23 protein-coding genes and 1 tRNA gene are annotated in these 18455 nt (G+C 42.7%); 18 read left to right on the top strand and 6 right to left on the bottom strand.

The features are described 5' to 3' along the window. Positions 1-28: 28 nt before the first annotated feature. From F8L24_RS10935 to F8L24_RS10905, 7 genes are all read left to right on the top strand, one after another. Entirely contained in the window at positions 29-955 is a 927-nt protein-coding gene (locus F8L24_RS10935; protein WP_294955547.1) for a cation diffusion facilitator family transporter, read from the top strand. Next, positions 955-1596 carry a uroporphyrinogen-III synthase gene (locus F8L24_RS10930; protein WP_294955486.1) on the top strand — a complete coding sequence of 214 codons (642 nt, stop codon included), beginning with the start codon at positions 955-957 and terminating at the stop codon, positions 1594-1596. Before F8L24_RS10935 ends, F8L24_RS10930 begins: the two co-directional genes overlap by 1 nt. A 407-nt stretch (positions 1597-2003) precedes the next feature. Beyond that, the gene (gene purD / locus F8L24_RS10925) at positions 2004-3272 is read left to right on the top strand and encodes a phosphoribosylamine--glycine ligase (protein ID WP_294955484.1); all 1269 of its coding nucleotides are present in this window, start codon (positions 2004-2006) and stop codon (positions 3270-3272) included. Positions 3273-3357: 85 nt separating this feature from the next. Beyond that, the gene (locus F8L24_RS10920) at positions 3358-5451 is read left to right on the top strand and encodes an LPS-assembly protein LptD (protein ID WP_294955482.1); all 2094 of its coding nucleotides are present in this window, start codon (positions 3358-3360) and stop codon (positions 5449-5451) included. A gap of 11 nt (positions 5452-5462) precedes the next feature. Continuing rightward, positions 5463-5720 (top strand): DnaJ domain-containing protein, encoded by a 258-nt coding sequence (locus tag F8L24_RS10915; protein WP_294955481.1) that lies wholly within the window; start codon positions 5463-5465, stop codon positions 5718-5720. Then, positions 5698-6375 carry a phosphoribosyltransferase family protein gene (locus F8L24_RS10910; RefSeq protein ID WP_294955480.1) on the top strand — a complete coding sequence of 226 codons (678 nt, stop codon included), beginning with the start codon at positions 5698-5700 and terminating at the stop codon, positions 6373-6375. The genes F8L24_RS10915 and F8L24_RS10910 overlap by 23 nt, the downstream gene beginning before the upstream one ends. Before the next feature lie 22 nt (positions 6376-6397). Then, the gene (locus F8L24_RS10905) at positions 6398-8587 is read left to right on the top strand and encodes a polyribonucleotide nucleotidyltransferase (RefSeq protein WP_294955479.1); all 2190 of its coding nucleotides are present in this window, start codon (positions 6398-6400) and stop codon (positions 8585-8587) included. Between the two features lie 34 nt (positions 8588-8621). Here the strand turns inward: F8L24_RS10905 and F8L24_RS10900 are convergent, their stop codons facing one another. Then, positions 8622-9257 (bottom strand): L,D-transpeptidase, encoded by a 636-nt coding sequence (locus F8L24_RS10900; protein WP_294955478.1) that lies wholly within the window; start codon positions 9255-9257, stop codon positions 8622-8624. A gap of 112 nt (positions 9258-9369) precedes the next feature. Here F8L24_RS10900 and F8L24_RS10895 point away from each other — a divergent pair, with 112 nt between their 5' ends. From F8L24_RS10895 to F8L24_RS10880, 4 genes are all read left to right on the top strand, one after another. Continuing rightward, positions 9370-9600 (top strand): hypothetical protein, encoded by a 231-nt coding sequence (locus F8L24_RS10895; protein WP_294955477.1) that lies wholly within the window; start codon positions 9370-9372, stop codon positions 9598-9600. A gap of 225 nt (positions 9601-9825) precedes the next feature. Continuing rightward, positions 9826-10131 (top strand): F0F1 ATP synthase subunit C, encoded by a 306-nt coding sequence (locus F8L24_RS10890; protein ID WP_012083643.1) that lies wholly within the window; start codon positions 9826-9828, stop codon positions 10129-10131. Between the two features lie 99 nt (positions 10132-10230). Next, positions 10231-10315, top strand: a tRNA-Leu gene (locus F8L24_RS10885). Positions 10316-10521: 206 nt separating this feature from the next. Beyond that, positions 10522-10803: an HU family DNA-binding protein gene (locus F8L24_RS10880; RefSeq protein ID WP_294955476.1), complete on the top strand. Its 282-nt coding sequence runs from the start codon at positions 10522-10524 to the stop codon at positions 10801-10803. A 68-nt stretch (positions 10804-10871) separates the two neighbouring features. On the opposite strand, the gene F8L24_RS10875 is transcribed toward F8L24_RS10880, so the two are convergent. Next, positions 10872-11021, bottom strand: coding sequence for a hypothetical protein (locus F8L24_RS10875; protein ID WP_294955475.1), 150 nt, complete (start codon positions 11019-11021; stop codon positions 10872-10874). 98 nt (positions 11022-11119) lie between these two features. Here F8L24_RS10875 and F8L24_RS10870 point away from each other — a divergent pair, with 98 nt between their 5' ends. Further along, positions 11120-11917 carry a DUF5718 family protein gene (locus tag F8L24_RS10870; RefSeq protein WP_294955474.1) on the top strand — a complete coding sequence of 266 codons (798 nt, stop codon included), beginning with the start codon at positions 11120-11122 and terminating at the stop codon, positions 11915-11917. 9 nt (positions 11918-11926) lie between these two features. Here F8L24_RS10870 and F8L24_RS10865 read toward each other — a convergent pair whose 3' ends face one another. Both F8L24_RS10865 and dnaJ read right to left on the bottom strand, forming a co-directional pair. After that, complete coding sequence (locus F8L24_RS10865) at positions 11927-12583, bottom strand: ferritin family protein (RefSeq protein ID WP_294955473.1); 657 nt, start codon at positions 12581-12583, stop codon at positions 11927-11929. Positions 12584-12702: 119 nt separating this feature from the next. Next, complete coding sequence (dnaJ, locus tag F8L24_RS10860; RefSeq protein WP_294955472.1) at positions 12703-13836, bottom strand: molecular chaperone DnaJ; 1134 nt, start codon at positions 13834-13836, stop codon at positions 12703-12705. Between the two features lie 110 nt (positions 13837-13946). Between dnaJ and F8L24_RS10855 the strand changes: the two genes are divergently transcribed. Together F8L24_RS10855 and recR are read left to right on the top strand one after the other, a co-directional pair. Then, positions 13947-14240 (top strand): Dabb family protein, encoded by a 294-nt coding sequence (locus F8L24_RS10855; protein ID WP_294955471.1) that lies wholly within the window; start codon positions 13947-13949, stop codon positions 14238-14240. A 36-nt stretch (positions 14241-14276) separates the two neighbouring features. Continuing rightward, positions 14277-14846, top strand: coding sequence for a recombination mediator RecR (gene recR / locus F8L24_RS10850; protein ID WP_294955470.1), 570 nt, complete (start codon positions 14277-14279; stop codon positions 14844-14846). A gap of 106 nt (positions 14847-14952) precedes the next feature. On the opposite strand, the gene F8L24_RS10845 is transcribed toward recR, so the two are convergent. After that, positions 14953-15996, bottom strand: a complete 1044-nt coding sequence (locus tag F8L24_RS10845; protein ID WP_294955469.1) for a DHHA1 domain-containing protein — start codon at positions 15994-15996, stop codon at positions 14953-14955. A 51-nt stretch (positions 15997-16047) separates the two neighbouring features. Then, the gene (locus F8L24_RS10840; RefSeq protein WP_294955468.1) at positions 16048-16446 is read right to left on the bottom strand and encodes an Rrf2 family transcriptional regulator; all 399 of its coding nucleotides are present in this window, start codon (positions 16444-16446) and stop codon (positions 16048-16050) included. A 173-nt stretch (positions 16447-16619) separates the two neighbouring features. On the opposite strand from F8L24_RS10840, the gene rpsO reads away from it, so the two are divergent. The 4 genes from rpsO to F8L24_RS10820 all read left to right on the top strand — a co-directional run bounded on the left by rpsO (position 16620) and on the right by F8L24_RS10820 (position 18325). Further along, positions 16620-16889 carry a 30S ribosomal protein S15 gene (rpsO, locus tag F8L24_RS10835; RefSeq protein ID WP_294955467.1) on the top strand — a complete coding sequence of 90 codons (270 nt, stop codon included), beginning with the start codon at positions 16620-16622 and terminating at the stop codon, positions 16887-16889. A gap of 306 nt (positions 16890-17195) precedes the next feature. Continuing rightward, positions 17196-17576 carry a roadblock/LC7 domain-containing protein gene (locus tag F8L24_RS10830; protein WP_294955466.1) on the top strand — a complete coding sequence of 127 codons (381 nt, stop codon included), beginning with the start codon at positions 17196-17198 and terminating at the stop codon, positions 17574-17576. A 93-nt stretch (positions 17577-17669) separates the two neighbouring features. Continuing rightward, on the top strand, positions 17670-17873 hold the full coding sequence (locus tag F8L24_RS10825; RefSeq protein WP_294955465.1) for a hypothetical protein: 204 nt from the start codon (positions 17670-17672) through the stop codon (positions 17871-17873). Positions 17874-17989: 116 nt separating this feature from the next. Beyond that, positions 17990-18325 (top strand): hypothetical protein, encoded by a 336-nt coding sequence (locus F8L24_RS10820; protein WP_294955464.1) that lies wholly within the window; start codon positions 17990-17992, stop codon positions 18323-18325. Positions 18326-18455 lie beyond the last annotated feature (130 nt).

The raw sequence follows: 18455 nt of genomic DNA, 5'->3' as shown, positions 1-18455 counted from the left end.
CTTGAAAAAACAGATATTACCGCAAAAAATGTCACCGCAGAAAAAAGCTACAGCTGTTTCAACCAGTGTGGCAACACTGCTTGTGTTCGTCAAACTCACGATCGGTATTGCCAGCGGTTCCGTAGCGGTATTGGCTTCAGCCATCGACTCGCTTCTTGATATGGCAGTATCCATGTTCAATTTTTTTGCCATTAAAAAGTCGGAAGAAGACCCGGATGATTCGTATCATTACGGCAAAGGAAAAATTCAGGCGATTGCTTCCGTGATAGAGGGAACGGTTGTAACTGTTTCGGGATTATATATTATTTATCTGGCGATCGAAAAACTCTTGCATGAAAGTGCGACAAAACTGTTGACCCCTTCTATTCTGGCCATGATATTTTCTATTGTTGTCACGTATATTCTGGTTCAGTATCTGCTGCGTATTTCCAAAGAAACTGACAATCTTGTGATCAAAGCGGATGCACTGCATTACAAAACGGACCTCTGGAGCAATGCTGCGGTGCTTTTATCGCTGGGGCTGGTCTATCTGACCGATATTCATGCCATTGATGCGATCTTCGGCCTGGGGATCGGCCTCTATATTATCTACTCAGCGTATGAAATTATTGTGGAAGGTATTGAAATACTGCTTGACAAGGCACTGGACGGCAAAATGGTCGCCAGTATCGGGGAAATTATTTCAACCCATCCTGAAGTAACGAGTTATCACTGGCTGAAAACACGAACAGACGGAACCACGAATTTTGTGGAGTTTCATATGGTGCTTCGGCCTGATATGCCACTGCTTGAAGCCCATCGTATCGCAGAAGAAGTGGAAGACAGGATCATGGAACTCGATCATAAAAGGCGCTGGATGATCACCCCGCATTTCGACCCGTATGACGATGAAGAGATCAATACAGCCATGCTGCATGGAAAACCGCTGTCCGATCTGGGAAAAGTCAGTCATTGATGTCAGGCACAAGACCGATTTACCTGCTTTCCCCCACCCCCGGGGCAGATACTGTTTCTCTGCCCATGATCCGCTTCTCAAGGGTGGCGGATACGATCGATTTTAATGACTGTGATACTTTAATGTTCACCTCCAAACAGGCGGTCGTGACAGCAGATACAATTGACCTGCGTTGGAAAAAATATCCTTCCATCGCCATAGGCGGGGCAACAAAAAAACAGATAGAAATGCTGGGAGGGAAGGTACTGTATCATCCTGAATCCTATTACGGATCTGTTCTCAGCCGTGATATCATATCACAGTTCTCGGAGAGAAAAATTCTTTATCTCCGTCCCAGAGAGATTTCTTTTGATTCTAAAGAATTCCTGCAAAAAGCAGGCATTGTACTGCGTGAACAAATTATTTATGAAACCGGCTGTATCGCCTATGGTGAAGATGGGAAGCCTGCCAGAAATGCCATTGTTATTTTTACCTCTCCTTCAACCATCCATTGTTTTCTCCGGAACTTCAGGTGGGATCCAAGCTATACGGCTGTGGTGATAGGAAATGCAACACTGGCCCATCTGCCGGAGGAAGCACATTATGCTGTGGCGGACAAACCTCTGATCTCTGCCTGTATTGAAAAAGCAAAATCACTGTAAAAAGTGTTTTTTAGGCAGAATATTATTCACTTCTAACAGCAAATAGGGTATAATCTATTTAACCTGAGTGGTTCGATAACTGTATATGGGGTCCAACATTAATCTTAGTGGGACATGTAGCAGACTGGTGTGTAGGCATTTTCGTTCGAGCGGGGCAACCCGCGAGAAATTGCCTCCTAAAGGCCTGCTCTCTCCTGCACCGTTGGCTTTTTAGGGCCGACTTTAACAGAACGGCCACTCGGGCCCTTTATTAGCGGTGATTCTTGCACGCATAGGACTTCCAAAAAGGCCATTGACGAACGGGGAGTTCGCCTTCAAACCTTTTTGAAAATCCTCTACGCACAATGATCTCTACTACTAAAACCCCTTGCTTATACTATTAACTTTTAAATTTTTCGGAGAAAATCATGGATGTATTGATCATAGGTTCTGGAGGTAGAGAGTACTCTATCGGTTTGGCACTTCAAAAAGACGAAAATGTAGATAAGATCTACTTCGCTCCCGGAAACGGTGCAACAGATATGCTGGGCGAGAACCTGGGTATCAGTGATTTCAATGCACTGGCGGATTTTGTAGAAGCCAAGGGGGTGGACCTGACGATTGTCGGTCCGGAAGCTCCTTTGGTTGAAGGGATCGTCGATGTATTCAAGGCCCGGGCTTTGACGATCTTCGGCCCTACGGCCAAAGCGGCACAGCTGGAAGGTTCCAAGATCTTTATGAAAAATTTTCTTGCCCGCCACAATGTACCTACCGCGAGATACATAGAAACAGATCTGCTCGAAGAAGCATATAAATTCATCAATACCCTTAACGCACCTATCGTCGTGAAAGCCGACGGGCTCTGCGGCGGCAAAGGGGTCATTATCGCGCAAAGCCGTGATGAGGCGAAAAAGGCAGCAGGTGAAATGCTTTCGGGAAACTCTTTCGGTGAAGCAGGGACTTCCATTGTGGTCGAAGAATTTCTTGACGGTTATGAACTCTCCGTCTTTGCGATCTGTGACGGAAAAGATTATGTGGTACTGCCTGCGGCACAAGACCACAAAAGACTGCTGAACAATGATGAAGGCCCCAATACAGGCGGCATGGGAGCCTACGCACCGACACCGTTGGTCAATGATGAGATTTATGCAAAACTGGACGAACGCGTTATCAAGCCGACGCTCAAAGGGATGGAAGAAGAAGGGATGCCGTTTACCGGTGTACTTTTCATTGGTGTCATGGTGGTCAAAGGCGAGCCGATCATACTTGAATACAATGTACGTTTCGGTGATCCGGAATGTGAAGAGTTGATGCCGCTGCTCAAGTCGCCGGCAAGTGAACTTTTTTACAAAGCGGCGACGGGTGATCTTCCTTCCGCGAAGATCGAGTTTTATGACAAATATGCTGTAGGTGTTGTGATGGCAAGCAAAGATTATCCCTATAAATCGTCAGAACCTGCGGAGATCATAGTTGATGATATTCATCATCCTGATCTTGAAGGCAATGCGCATATTTCTTATGCCGGTGTAAGCCGGGATGAAGAGGGTAAACTCTATGCGACCGGAGGACGTGTACTTGTCTGTGTCGGTTTGGGCAACAGCATAGCGGAAGCGCAGAAACGTGCCTATATGCTTGTGGGCCAGGTTCATTTTGCCGGAAAACAGTGCCGAACTGATATTGCTTATCAGGCACTTTAGGACAGGTAATGACCCATCAAGAGGCGCAGGCTACTGTTTTTTTCTCTCTGTTGAAATATGCTATCCGCTTTTGCAGTAGTCAATGATGCCAAAAATACTTTTTCTTCCTCTCTGCTTTGCTGCATCCTGTACTCTCTATGCTTCCAGTGTTCCGAAAGATGCTGCACACACCAAAATAGAAATTACGGCAAATCACTTAAACTCAAGCAAAACAACAGTGACTGCTACAGACGGGGTCGTGGTCTATTATCAGGATTCTGTCATCAGGGCTGACAGGGTAGTTTACAATAAAGAAACACATTTGCTGATGCTTGACGGTGATATTGAGATGATAGGATACCGGGGAACCAAAGAACATATATCTCATATGGAAATACATACGAATAGCAGGGAAGTCACTTTTAAAGAGCTCTTTCTTGTCAGTCAAAATGATGTGTGGATGTTTACACAGCAGGCAGAGAAAAAAGAAGGGAACTATACGTTTGGAGAAACGGTGCTTTCGAGCTGTGAAGTGACAGACCCTATATGGAAAATGGTTGCTTCGCGTGCAAGTTATGACAGTACAGAAAAATATATGAAAGCGTATGATACCAAGATATATTTCAAAGATGTACCGGTTTTTTATACGCCCTATATGGCTTTTTCAACAGACAGGGAGCGGCGTTCAGGGCTGCTGTTTCCTTTCATAGGATATCGGGCGAATGAAGGTCTCATTTATGAACAGCCGATTTACTGGGCGATCAGTACGAATATGGACCTGGAACTCAATCCGCAGATACGAACGAACCGGAGTCTTGGAATGTACAGTACTTTCCGTTTTGTAGACAGCGACCATTCTTCCGGACAGATAAGGGCAGGATATTTTCAGGACAGTGCAGCCTATCAGCAGCGGTATCATACACAAAAACGTGCGCATTACGGGGCAGAGATACAATACAATTCAACCAAACTCATCAGTGATCTTCTGGGAGGAGGGTTTGAGGATGAGCTGTATGTCAATACGATCTATTTGAACGATATAGAATATTTGAACCTTCAGAAAAGTACGTTCGGAAATTTTGGACAGGTGCCTATCCAGGAATCCAGAATAAATTATTTTCTGGCCGATGATACATATTATCTTGGCTTGAATGCAAAATATTTTATTGATACCAGGCTTGAGAACAATAACAAGACCATTCAGCAGCTTCCGGCAATACAGCTGCATCAATATCTTGACAAACTTATCTGGAACAATCTTACCTACAGCATCGATGCCCAATTGAAAAATTTTGACAGGATTGAAGGCTCTACCATGAAACAGGTCGAGATGAAAGTACCTTTTGAATTTACAACTGCCTTTCTGGATGATTTTCTCAATCTCTCTCTGGGCGAGACTCTTTACTATAACAAATCATTTTTTGGCAACGCAGAATATGCCCATAATGAATTTCAGTATTTCAATAATTACCACAGTGCCAAACTTTTTTCAGATTTGACAAAGCAGTATGATACCTTTATTCATGTACTTCAGCCCTCTCTTGAATATATCCTGCCAGGATCAGAGTACCAAAGTCCTGTTGGTTTTGATGCGCTGAGCAAAGAGCAGAAAGAATTGTTTGTGCTCAGACCGAGAGAAGAATATTATGCATTTTCCCTGAGCCAGTACTTTTATGATACCCATATGAATTTGAAATTTTATCAGCGGATTTCACAGCGGTATTATGTAGACAGGAAATACAAATTTTCCGACCTCAGTAATGAAATGCAGTACAACTGGAATCAGTGGCAGTTCTACAGTGACATAACCTATGCATTTGAATTTCATGAGATCCGGGAATCTTCCACACGGGTCACACTGAACGAAAACACTTATAATTTTTCACTCAGCCATACTTTCAAACAGCAGCTTGCAGATGATATGATGACGGTATCCGCCAATGATATCAATCTTAATTTCGGGTATCGGTGGAATGAGAAAATCCGGCTATACGGCGGACTGACATACAATATCGATACATCAGAAAGCAAACAGTGGCTTTTCGGCGGAAAGTATACACAGGATTGCTGGGGAGTGAATGCTGCATTAAGACAGGATATTACTCCCCGTCCGGAGGGAGAAGCGACTACGGAGAACAGTTTCTATATACAATTTGATTTTAAACCGTTTGTCAGTCTCGGATCGGCGAGTTTTCAATGATGCCGTTCCCCATGCAAGAGATCGAATCTGCCCTGGAAATACTTGACCTGCCCAAACTGGTCACCAAAGCAGATATCAAACGTCAGTACCGATATCTTGCCAAAAGGCATCATCCCGATCTCGGCGGTGATCCCCGGAAAATGGATCAGATCAACCAGGCATACGCATTATTGATGAAGTATATAGAAGAGTTTCGTTATACTTTTGATGAAAATGAAGTGAGTAAACAATTTCCCGGAGCGCAGCATGCTGAACAGTTCAAACCCTGATATTTATTTTGAAAACAGAAAAGATGCAGCAGATAAACTGCTCGAAACGCTGCCGCTTGAACTGCTGCGCAGCAATGAGACCGTAGTGATCGGAGTGAGTGAAGGAGGAGTCTATTTTGCGGACCAGATCGCTAAAGCGACCGGTGCCCAGATGGATATTCTGCTGACCGAACCTATTCTGGCACCCAATAATCATGAATTGGCCATAGCCATGGTTTCGGAAACAGAGGACCTTGTTATGCATAAAGCACTGATAGATGCCTTTGGGATCAGTGAAGACTATGTCTATGCAGAAGCGGAAAGAAAGTATGAAGAGGAAGTGCTTTCCTATGTGTACAAATACAGAAAGGGAAAAGAGCTTGCCTCTCTAAGCGGCAAATATGTTGTTCTGGCCGATGAGTGCATAGAAACCGGTCTCACTATGATGGTGGCACTCAAATCAGTGATAGGAGAAGATGCGAAAAACATCTATATTGCCACACCCATACTTGACAAGGGGGTTTACCAAAACCTTCTTTCCGTGTGTGATGGCGTTTTCTGCCCTTATAAAATACAGGACTATATTTCGATAGAATACTATTATAGGGAATTTGGCGCTCTTGCATATGAAGATGTGATGCAGATTGTAGAACGGCAAAATATCAAAAAAATATAAATTAACAAAAGGAATCAATACAATGAATGAACAGATCGTCGAAATAAATTTGAATAATCTTGATGAAAAATATGCGTTTAACAAAATTGCCAAACAGGCAAGCGGAGCAGTGATGTACCGGCAGGGGAAAGCGGTGCTGATTGCCGCTGTGGCAGTTGATGAAAAAGCGGTTGATGAAGATTTTCTTCCCTTGACAGTCCAGTATATGGAACGTTCCTATGCGGCAGCGAAAATACCGGGAGGATTCATCAAAAGAGAAACAAAGCCCGGTGATTTTGAAACGCTGACCTCCCGAATAGTGGATCGTTCGCTGCGTCCGCTTTTTCCCAAAGGGTTCAATTATCCTGTAACGATATCGATCATGGTGGTCAGCAGTGACAGTGAGGTTGATATGCAGGTCGCTGCACTGCATGCTGCCAATGCAGCGTTTTATGTTTCCGATATCTCTGTCGAAAAAAGTATCGCTGCCGTCAGAGTAGGCAAGATCGATGATGCATTGGTACTCAACCCGACACTGAGCCAGCAGGATGAAAGTGTCCTTGACCTGCTTGTGGTAGGTTCCGGCAAAGATATTGTAATGATTGAAATGCGTACGATGGCGTCAGAAAAGATTGATGATGTCGAAATGGATATGATCGATCCTATGATGGGAGGAATGCCGCTGATCCTGGAACATCAGGAATGCAACGAACTTGAGAATGAGGCGCTGGTAGATGCGATCGCATTTGCCGCCAAAGCGATTGAATCGGCCAGTACAGCATTTGAAAAAGCATTTGCACCATCTATGAGAGAAGGGCTTGGCCTTGTACTGGCGGCAGAAAAAGCAGACGAAGCGCTTTACAGCTATATAGAAGAGCATTACAGTGAAGCGGTAGAAAAAGCTATTTCCCATATGGCAAAGAGCGAACGTTCCACCGAATTGAAAAAAGTACGTACCGCTATTATGGAAGCCTTGGAAGCGGAAGGAAAAGAGAGTGACAAAACACTGGTTTCCAAAGTACTGGAGCAATACAAGTCAACAGTCGTGCGTACAATGATACTTGAAAAATCCCTGCGGGCGGACGGCAGAGAGCTTGATGAGGTAAGACCGATCAGTATCGAGACCAACATCCTTCCTTCGGTACATGGGTCATGTCTTTTTACCCGCGGGCAGACACAGGTTCTGGTCACTGCGACACTCGGAGACAAAAAGCATGCACAAATGTTTGAATTGATCACCGATAAAAATACACAGACCGAGCATTTTATGGTGCACTACAATTTCCCCGGCTATTCCGTCGGAGATGCAAAATTCATAGGTGCCCCGGGTCGAAGAGAACTGGGACACGGGAATTTGGCCAAAAGAGCACTCGAACCGGTCCTTCCGCTTGAATATGATGGAACGATCCGTCTGGTTTCGGAAGTACTTGAGAGCAACGGTTCCTCTTCCATGGCGACGATATGCGGCGGCGCACTGGCATTGCGTGCAGCAGAAGTCGATATGGTGGAATTGGTAGCCGGTATTGCGATGGGACTTGTTGCAGAGGGAGATAAATATGCTGTATTGACGGATATCATGGGACTGGAAGATCATGACGGTGATATGGATTTTAAAGTAGCAGGAACACGAAAAGGTATTACCGCACTTCAAATGGATATCAAACTGGGCGGAATTGACTTGAATATCCTTAAAGATGCACTTGAAAAAGCGGCTAAAGGAAAAGACCATATTTTAACGATTATGGAAGACGCTGAACAGAAGATGGAAGCGAGTCAGGCACTGCCGAGCACAGAGCATTTCAGCATCAACCCCCAAAAGATCGCTGATATTATCGGAAAAGCAGGTGCAACGATTCGTGATATTATCGAAAAGTTCGAAGTGAGTATCGATCTTGACCGTGATAAAGGCGGTGTCAAGCTTTCCGGCCATGACAAAGAAAAAGTAGCTGCGGCTAAAGAACATATTGAAAAAATAGCCAATGCGCCTGTACGAAAACAGATGCAGTATGAAGTAGGAAAAACTTATGTCGGCAAGGTCAAAAAAATCGTTGACTTTGGCATCTTTGTCGAAATGCCGGATGGTTTTGATGCCCTTCTGCATATTTCCAAGGTAGCGAAAGAGAGGGTAAATGATCTTCATGAACGTTACCATGAAGGAGATGATATCAGTGTGGTCGTTATGGAGCAGAAAGGCAAGAAGGTTGAACTGGCGACGCCGGAATATCTGGCATAAAAAGCAGGTGTCTCTGTGACGCCTGCTCCGTATCTCAGTTAGCCATGTGAGGTTTTATGGGCTTCATAGTTTTAAGATACTGCTTGATATACCCTTTTTTGACTTTAGACTCATGATAGCCGCTTTTTCTCAGATCATAATAGACAAAAGGGAGATAATGTTCTCTCGTAACGACTACTTTGGTGCCTTTCTTTGCCCACTTGAACATGGTTGCAGCCCCCTTTTCACCTACGTGAATACACCCGTGGGACATACCGTCGTCATTTCCCATATGAATGGCATGACCCTGATGGGTGAACCAGAGTGAGAAGTCCATATTGTTGATCCCGCTGGCTTCCGGATGTGCTTTTGACATATAGAAACGTTCTTTTCTGAAAATAGGGAAAATACCCGATGGTGTTTCGTGCCCTTTGGCTCCGGAAGAGATAGATGCAGCCCACCAGACAACACCGTCTCTGTCTACGGCATAAGCAATTCCGTCGGCTCCTTTTTCCCTGAGAGAAACCACAATATAGTCCTGGCCGGAAAGGTCAACGATCTTTTCTTTTCCATGGTCAACCACGGCAAATCTGCTTTTACTGAGCGGGAACACTTTGCTTGTAGGGTCACCGGCAAGTGTATATTGTGTCAAGAGCATCCATCCGATACTCATCATCAAGAATTTTTTCATCTTTTCTCCTGGGTTCAATTTGAATTATTATATTCACTTTATATGCAACTTAACATTAAATAACATTTTCTCTGATATAATTTTTTAAAACATATTGAGAAAAAGGAAGAAAATGAAACGCATATTCACAGGAATGATAGGAACCGTAGGTATATTGCTTTTAAGTGCTTGTACAGGAGGACCATCCTCTGTACCTGTATCTCATACACCGGAATTCAAACAGGGACAGCATGACGGATGTACTACGGCAGGCGGCAATTATGTCAAGAACAGTGAAATGTTCCGAAGCAATATGGATTATCAGAATGGCTGGTTCTACGGACGTAGCAAATGTAACAAATAAAAGTGTATTGCGTGCTGACAATATTGACAGGCAAGCGGTAGATGTTTTAGCATAAATTAAAATGATTTTAGTTATAATCCTGCCGTTTATACGAAGTGATAAGTAGGGAAATCTATGCATTTATGTTTAGGTTGCTGTATTCATTTTGAGTGCGGTTACGCTATCCGAACGGACTTTGGAAAACAGTCGAAGAGACTTGAACTCTACTAACTTAAAGGATTTAATATGAAAAAGTTTTTCTTACTTTTCTTGGCACTTGGTGCTGTTGCATTTGCCGGTGAAGGCGAATCTATGATCAAAGCGTACTCAGTAGTTGCTGCCGGTGTCGGTCTTGGTCTTGCTGCACTTGGTGGTGCGGTAGGTATGGGTCATACTGCTGCTGCAACAATCGCTGGTACAGCCAGAAACCCAGGTCTTGGCGGTAAGCTGATGACTACAATGTTCATTGCGCTTGCGATGATTGAAGCACAGGTTATCTATACATTGGTAATTGCGCTTATCGCTCTTTACGCTAACCCGTTCATTGGTTAATCTAAAGAGAATTTAAGGTTGTGGCGGTATACTTCCGCTACAACTTTTTGTTACCCTCAGTATAAAGTTTCTATAGTACTTCAACTATATAGCCGCAATGCGTCAGTGGTGGAACGGTAGACACGCTACCTTGAGGGGGTAGTGCCCTAGTGGTGTGGAGGTTCAAATCCTCTCTGACGCACCATTCTTACTCAAAATTATACTTTTTCAATACTAATCTTCAAATATCATATAAAAATAACAATTATCTTAATTAAAGATAAAGAATATAAGTAATAAGGCATAAAAGTCCCAAAAAGCCCCTATTTTCCGAGAATGAGTACTTTTTTTATGATGGTTTAAGATTAGATTGTGCTATAATAGCTTTATCTTAAATTAAAAGGAAGAAGAATGACTAAATCAGAGTTTGTAGAACTGGTACAGAAAAACGGAGAATTTGAAAGCAAAGCAGCAGCAGAGAGAGCAGTAAAAGCATTTATTGCATCTGTGACAGAAGCACTTGTAAACAAAGAAACTGTATCATTGGTAGGTTTCGGAACATTCTCGACTGTAGATGTAGCAGAAAAATCAGGTAAAGTTCCAGGAACGAATAAAACATATACAAAACCAGCCCATACAGCGCCTAAGTTCAAAATCGGTAAGACACTTAAAGACGCAGTTGCAGGTAATTAAGTTTCTACTTATACAGGTTGCTTTGCAGCCTGTTCCTCCTCTTTAAAACAATCATTTTTTTTAGTATATTAGCAAAGTTTTCGTGCTTTTTTTGCGCTTGAGCAGTTTGCAACCTGACTGGTAACATACATAACCGTACCCAGCATAAAGAGCAGCATCGTACCAATAAAAATCGAAACAAATATTATATTTTTGCTATCCTTTTTTTTATCCGGCATTTTGTTCCTTTATCCTGTTTTTCTGTTTCAGTATAGGATCAGTTTGTGTACTTTATGTGTATTGCGTGGTATAATAGCATTCAAAAAAGAGAGTAGCGATGGATTTAATACATGTAATCGGATTGGGTGTGGCAGGTAATTTTACCCACCATTTGGAACAGGCTGGAGAACTGGAGGATTTTAAAAATGTCGTTACGGCTGAGCCGGATGCGCCTAAAGGGATATTCCCTTTCTATCTCCCGGGAAGTGACAGTTTTTTGGGAGTTTATTCTATAGGGACTGACAGACTTGACCTTCCGGATTATGAGGCGAATGCACAGGTTGAGCCTGAAATAGCTGTACTGTTTACTATCGTATATGATGAAGATCATACGGTGGCAGATCTGGTCGCTGAAAAGTTTACCACTTTTAATGACTGTACCATCCGAAAAGAAGGAGCCAAAAAAATTTCTGAAAAAAAGTCATGGGGGCCCAATTCCAAAGGAATGGGAGATAAATGGATACCCATAGATAAATTTGAAGAGGGCGGCATTATGGACCGCTACCATCTTTGCTCTTTTGTGAAGCGTGACAGTGTGCTGCACCCTTATGGTGTTGATGCGCCGCTGCGGGGCTATTCCTACTTTTACGGCAAATTGAAAAACTGGCTGATCGAGAAAATGAATACACAGGAAGACTTCGGACCGCTTGAAAATATTGCAGAGCATTTAAAAACCTGCGGTTATCCCAAACAGGCATTGATCACCATCGGTGCAACAGCCTATGCCGAATTTGGAGAAAAGAATTATTTGAAAAGAGGGGATGAAATATATGTCATTGCCTATGATGCAGCAAATGATACGGGTGATTTGACAACGGGAGAGAACAAGGTCGTACTGCACCAGAAGGTACAGTAGGTTTCAGGACTATTTGGTCTCTACCTTGCGGGAAAAGTAGGGTTCCGGATGACCGCACACAGGGCACTTCTTCGGTGCTTTTTTGCCGTAGTGGACATGCCCGCATACTTCACAGATCCAGACTTCCTCTTCATCACTGGCAAATTCATGTCCTTTGCTGAGACGGTTGAGAAGTTCTCTGTACATTTTTTCATGCTCTACTTCCACCTGACCGATATTCTTGAAAAGCCGCGCTGCTTCGCTGTGGCCTTCTTCTTTTGCAATTGCTTCGAAATCAGGATACATAGTCAGATTTTCATAGCTTTCACCGGCAATCGCATCTTCGAGATTGGCCAAGGTGTCACCCCATGATGCTTCACTGTTGTTTTTCATACGGTTATGAAGTGCCAGTTCAAGTTTGGCATGTTCTTTTTCATTGTTTGCTGCGCGCTGAAAGTGTGCCGCGATATCTCTATAGCCTTCTTTTTGTGCCACTTTGGCATAATATTCATATTTGTTTCGGGCTTTACTTTCCCCGGCAACCGCTTTCATCAAATTGACAAGGGTAAGGTCAACGGTAACGCACTCCATCTCTTCCCCGCAGCATACAAGCGTACCGCCACCTACGTGTGATACTTCCACGACATTTCCGCATTGATTGCATCGATATGATTCATACTGTCTCATAATATATGTACTCCTTAAAAAAATTATTCTACAGTATAGACTTGTTTTATTAATGAAGTAATAATAGAAGTGAAAGTGCCCAGCTTCTGCGGGGAAAAGTGCAGAGCGGACTTAGTCTGCTATTTGAACCAGTTTTTTACTTTGTCAAATGCTGATTCAAAAGTACTTTTGTGCGGGCGGCTTTCAACACCGTAACTCTCCTGGAGTTTTTCAAGCAGTTCTTTCTGTGTATCGTTGATTTTTTTGGGTAAAACCATACGGACCTGGGCGATCAGACGTCCTTTTCGGCCGGAATGGACGTCCTGTACCCCTTCTCCTTCGAAAATGAACTGTTCTTTATCTTTGGTACTCTGTTTGAGTTTGAGCTCCAACTCTCCTTCAAGGGCAGGGATGGAGATGGTCTCTCCCAGGATCGCCTGTGTAAAGAAGACGGGAACTTCTATGTAAATATCACTTCCGTTACGGATGAAATGTTCATCTTCTTCTACATAGAAAGTAAGATAAAGATCGCCTCTCTGTCCGTTCCTGGATTCATTGCCGTGTCCCTGTACACGCAGACGGTTACCGCTGTCGACACCGGCGGGAATATTGATGGTAACGGTTTCTGATGCTTCATGGTAGCCTTTGCCATGACAGCTTGGACATTTCTGGACGATCTTTCTGCCTTCTCCATGACATTTCGGACAGGTCTGTGCGAACTGCATCGGCCCCTGTCTCATAAGTACCTGTCCCTGTCCGCCGCAGTAGTCGCAGGTTTCCATCTTACCATCTTTGGCGCCGGTTCCGCCGCAGTCCTCACAGGGGGTTTTATAGGTGATGTCTATTTTCTTCTCGCAGCCGAATACCGCTTCATTGAAGGCCAGAGGCAGTTCCATTTCAAAATCCAGAGCATATTTCTGGCTCGGGTCCCTTCGGGTTCTTCCGAAACCGCCGCCAAAGCCGCCGCTGGCTCCGCCGAACATAGAGTTGAAAATATCCATAATATCATCCATGTTGGCTCCGCCGAAACCTCCACCCATACCTTGTCCCTGAAGTCCTTCTTTTCCGTAGCGGTCATAGATGGCACGCTTCTCATCATCGCTGAGTACCTGATAGGCTTCATTGACGATTTTGAATTTTTCTTCTGCTTCCCTGTCATCCGGATTTCTGTCCGGGTGATACTTCAGTGCCAGTTTCCGGTACGCTTTTTTCAGCTCCGCACCTGAACAGTCTCTGCTGACCTCTAGTACTTCATAATAATCCATTTCACTCATGTGCAACGCTCCTGTTTTATTACCATATAAATAGTATGGCAATAAGGAATAATTTTGGCGAATTCTACCATAATTTAGTTATAATGGCGAATAAAAATCAGGTGGTAGCAATGATCGTACATATTGTGATGTTCAAGTTTAAAGATGAAAATAAAAAAGCCAATATGATACAGGCAAAACAAATGCTTGAAAATCTTATGGGTGCGGTACCGGGTTTGAGAAGTATGGATGTAGGTATGAATTTTTCCGAAGAAGAACGTGCCATGGATCTCAGTATTATTACCTCATTTGAAAGCAAAGAAAACCTGGATGCCTATGCCATACACCCGGAACATCTTAAAGCGGTCGACTTCATCAAAGAGGTTGTGGAATATTCCAAAGTGGTTGACTATCATAGAGAATAATGTAGGGTGCGTACTCACGGACCAAAAAGAACAATAATGAAAAATTACAAAATAGAAGCTTTCGAGAATCTGGTAGAAGCTTTTGGGGCCTTCCCCTCCATAGGAAAAAAATCCGCGATCCGCCTGGCCTACCACTCCGTTATGGAAGATGGGTTTGCCGCAATGAAGCTGGCTCATGCTATCGAAACAGCAGTGAACAGTATTCATAAATGCAGCAAATGCCACAATATGAGTGAAGATGAACTGTGTACGATCTGCTCGGACCCTTACCGTGACAGTTCAAAACTCTGTGTTGTTCAAAGTGCAAAAGATATTTTGACCATTGAAGAGAGCAGACAGTTTGACGGGGTATATTATGTCATCTCCGAAGTACGTGACCTGGATGAAGCACACCTGTTCTATGCGGTTGAGGGAGTGGAAGAAATTATCTTTGCATTTCCCCCGAGTATCGCTACCGATACCATGATACTCTATATCGAAGAGAAACTGCAGGGATTGTCCATTAAATTTACAAAGATCGCGCAGGGTGTTCCCACGGGAGTGGAGCTGGAGAATATTGATGTGATGTCGCTTTCGCGTGCGCTTGAGGCAAGAGTGAAGATATGATCCTGTAGGTTTGGTCCCACCAAACGTTAAATCCAATGTGGATATGTAGTTATTTGAAATTGTACTGTACGTTTGAATTTGCTCTTGGCGTTTGGCAAGGCCAAACCTACTGAGATTTCTGATCTATATAGTTTTGTATGAACTTACGTACATCGGCATAAACAAAAGAATCTTTATAGCCTTCTATTTTTCCGCCGCTGGCATTGGGGTGTCCCCCGCCGTTTCCAATTTCGGCAGCCATTTTGGATACATCGAGTCTGTTATTGCTTCTGAGTGAGAAATTTCCCCTGAAGTTGACATCCATGTAGAAGTCATAGTCGGGGTTATTTACCATGCAAGTGTTCCCTATAATGGAAGTGTTGCCGACATTGTATCCCAGGATACCCTTGTATCCTTTGTAATGAATGGTCAGACGCTGTCTGTCTTTTGTCAGAAGATCTGTGACAAAGAAAGCGACAAGATTGTCTTTGGTATTGTTCTGCTGCTGTTTGAAAAAAGATTTTTTGATCTGATGAAGATCGTCATCGAGTATAATCGGGGCATTTTCGATATGGATACGCTCTTTTGCCGCTTCAATGAGAGAAAGCTTGAAAGCCCTGTCTTCAGCCGGGAACAAGATACGGTTGATCTCTCTGGCTCCGGAGATCATACCGAGCATCACTTTTCCATACTCGAAAAGCGGATCGTCGGAGAGCCAGATATCAATGGCATTGATCGCTTTGACGATCTGTGCATATTCGTTGCTTTTGTCAAACCCGTAATGCTGCTGCAGCCACTCATAGGTGATAAGTGTAGCACACTTTGTCGTATCGAGTTTGTACCAGGCAAAACGTTCCGCCGCAGATTTTCCTGTGGCATGATGGTCAAGAAGCTGTAGTTTTGCGCCGATACGTATCACTTCTTTTTCTATCCAGTTCCCCTCCTTGGTGGTAAGGTTGAGGTCGGTAATGAGGATAAGCGGTTCCATCTTCTCCCCGTGGATAAATTTGTCCTGCTCTACTTTTTTGACGATCTCTTCGAGACGTGCAGTGACTTCGGGACCATAGTTGGCATTGTAGCATTCGATCTTGTCGAAGCATTTAGTACTGAGGTATTGGCAGCCGTAGCCGTCAAGATCGATATGGGAGAGATGATAAATATGTTGTTGCATAAAGTGTGCCTTGCTGAAGATAAAAATTGAATCTCTGTCCGCCAAAGCGAATCAGAGAATATCACCGAGGGTAAGCCCGTCAAGAAAGTCGTTGATCTTTGTCTGAAAGTTTGCCAGAAACGGAGAAATAACGCAGGTACCTATGGCACCGTTGGGACAGGTATCCGAATAGCTGCTGCAGTCAAATACTGCGGGTGCTTTCCCCTCTGCGGCAATAATGATGCTGTTAATGGTAATATCATGAATGTCTTTGGTAAGTACAAATCCGCCATGGGCACCTTTACGTGACTCAAGAATATCCTGTTTTGCCAGGCTCTGCAGGATCTTGGCAAGAAAACTTTTGGGAATACCCAGTTCATTTGCCAACTGCTCCGCACCGATAGGTTTTTCTGTTCTGCTGATAGACTCAAGAGAGAGCAGGGCATATTCGGTTGCACGTGTTAATAACATATAGTTGCCTTTAATCAAATCAATTAGGAGTATTTTACTCCAATTCATATTATAAAGAGGTTTCAAATACTTTCATCTCTTTTCTCATAAGTCTCAAGTAAGTTTAATATGATATGATTGCGCACTCATTTTGAATATCAATTGAGAATTTAACTACCAATCAGGAGGTCATTATGGCTTTGGATCAGGCGAAAAAAGCAGAAATTATTGCCAAGTACGCAAAAGGCGAAAACGATACGGGTTCGACAGAAGTACAGGTTGCACTTTTAACAGAAAGAATCAAATACTTGACAGAACACCTTAAAACAAACAAGAAAGACCACTCGTCAAGACTTGGTCTTCTTAAGCTTGTAGGTCAGAGAAGAAGACTTATGAGATATCTCAAGAATACAGATCTTGAGAGATGGCGTACCATCAAAGATGCCCTGGGAATCAGAAACTGATTTTCTGACTGCTTCCTCTTGAATTTATTCAAGAATCATTCCCCACTTCTTTCCGGGGAATGTTATTTTTATAACTCGTTTACATCATACATAAATTGAGACTACAAATTCATGGCCAAACCATATTTTAGCTTAGATCATAGCTCCCTTCCTTTTTACACAATCATAACATGATTTGATTGATTTGATTGATTTGATTGATTTGATTGATTTAAATCAACTGAATTAAAACTTAATTGGAATACAATTTGCCTATGAGTCAGTGAAGTACTCGCTCATAAAAATTAATTCGTAAGGAGATTAGACATGTCAACAGGTATTGATGTAAGCAAACTAAATACATCGGGAGAAGAACTTCTTCAGAAATTTGTCGAAAAAATGGGGTTGGAAGGTGCAGTGATTGCAACAGCCGAAGGACTTGAAATGGCAAGTTACTTTGTAAAAGACAGAGATGCAGAGCTTATTGCAGCGGATACTGCATCGTTATTGTCTACCGTAATGGGGGCATTGGAAGATACAGAAAAAGGCGCATTGAATGAAATGATTATTTCAGGCAGCGGCGGATTTGTTGCGGTAAAAGATCTCGGAGAAGAAATTGCACTGGCGGTTTTAACTTCATCAGGTTACAAAATGGGCGGTCTTGTTATTGCGCTGAAACAGTTCGTTAAAGATATTCAGGCGTTCTAAGACCAAAAACAAAGACATAGAGGTGTTTTTCGCAATGAAAGACTTAAACCTTTTTTATTTTAATAAATTTTGACGTGAACGAGGAGAATCAGCATGGGAGATGCAGTAGCAATGGCAACAGAACATTTGAAAACATATATTGAAGAGATGAAAACCGGAGCAGTAGAACCTGCAGAGTTTTATAAAAAACTTATGAGCGTACTTGCAGAGTTAGATGTGACAAATGAAGATCTTAAAGGAGTTACACCACAACTTCTTGGCTTTGTGAATGGTCTATTGAAAAATATGAGTAGATAATACACTGAAAAGGAGTGAGTTCTTATATGCTCACTCCTTTTGTACACGTTGTTTGATAAAATATCTTTTAAGGTAAGGATGTTTTATCAAATGATTGCAGTTTTAAAGGAATAGTGTTGGATTTAATCAAAGAAAGCCGTGAAATATTAGTGGCATATTCTAAATATTTTGAAAGTGTTAGAGGTGTCAAAGCAATTTATTTGATTGATTTTACCTCAATGACGATAAGGCAAAAGGTTTTAAAAAAAGGAAGTATCAGTGATGAACTGCTCAAAATGGTTAAAACTGCCGCATTGCTTTTCAAAAATAATGAAGTCAATATAACATATATTGAAGAGAATGAAAGATTGTTTTTGAAAAGACTGAAGGAAAAAGATTTTGTAGTGGTATTAGTTACCAGTAAAAGTTCGACACTCGGAAGTACGTTTAAACTATTAAATCAGATGCCCTGACGGCAACGGATCACTGTAAAAGGAGAAAGCAGTATGCAAAATGATTCAGGATTTGAAGATAAAATTGTAATGCTTGACAGAACATTTCTCATTCAAACAAAAAGAAAAAGAAAGAACTCTTCAATTATCC

The organism is Sulfurovum sp. (assembly GCF_015493435.1).
Taxonomy (GTDB): Bacteria; Campylobacterota; Campylobacteria; order Campylobacterales; family Sulfurovaceae; genus Sulfurovum.
The sequence above is the reverse complement of the archived record's forward strand: the minus strand, read 5'-3'. Positions and strand labels throughout refer to the sequence as shown.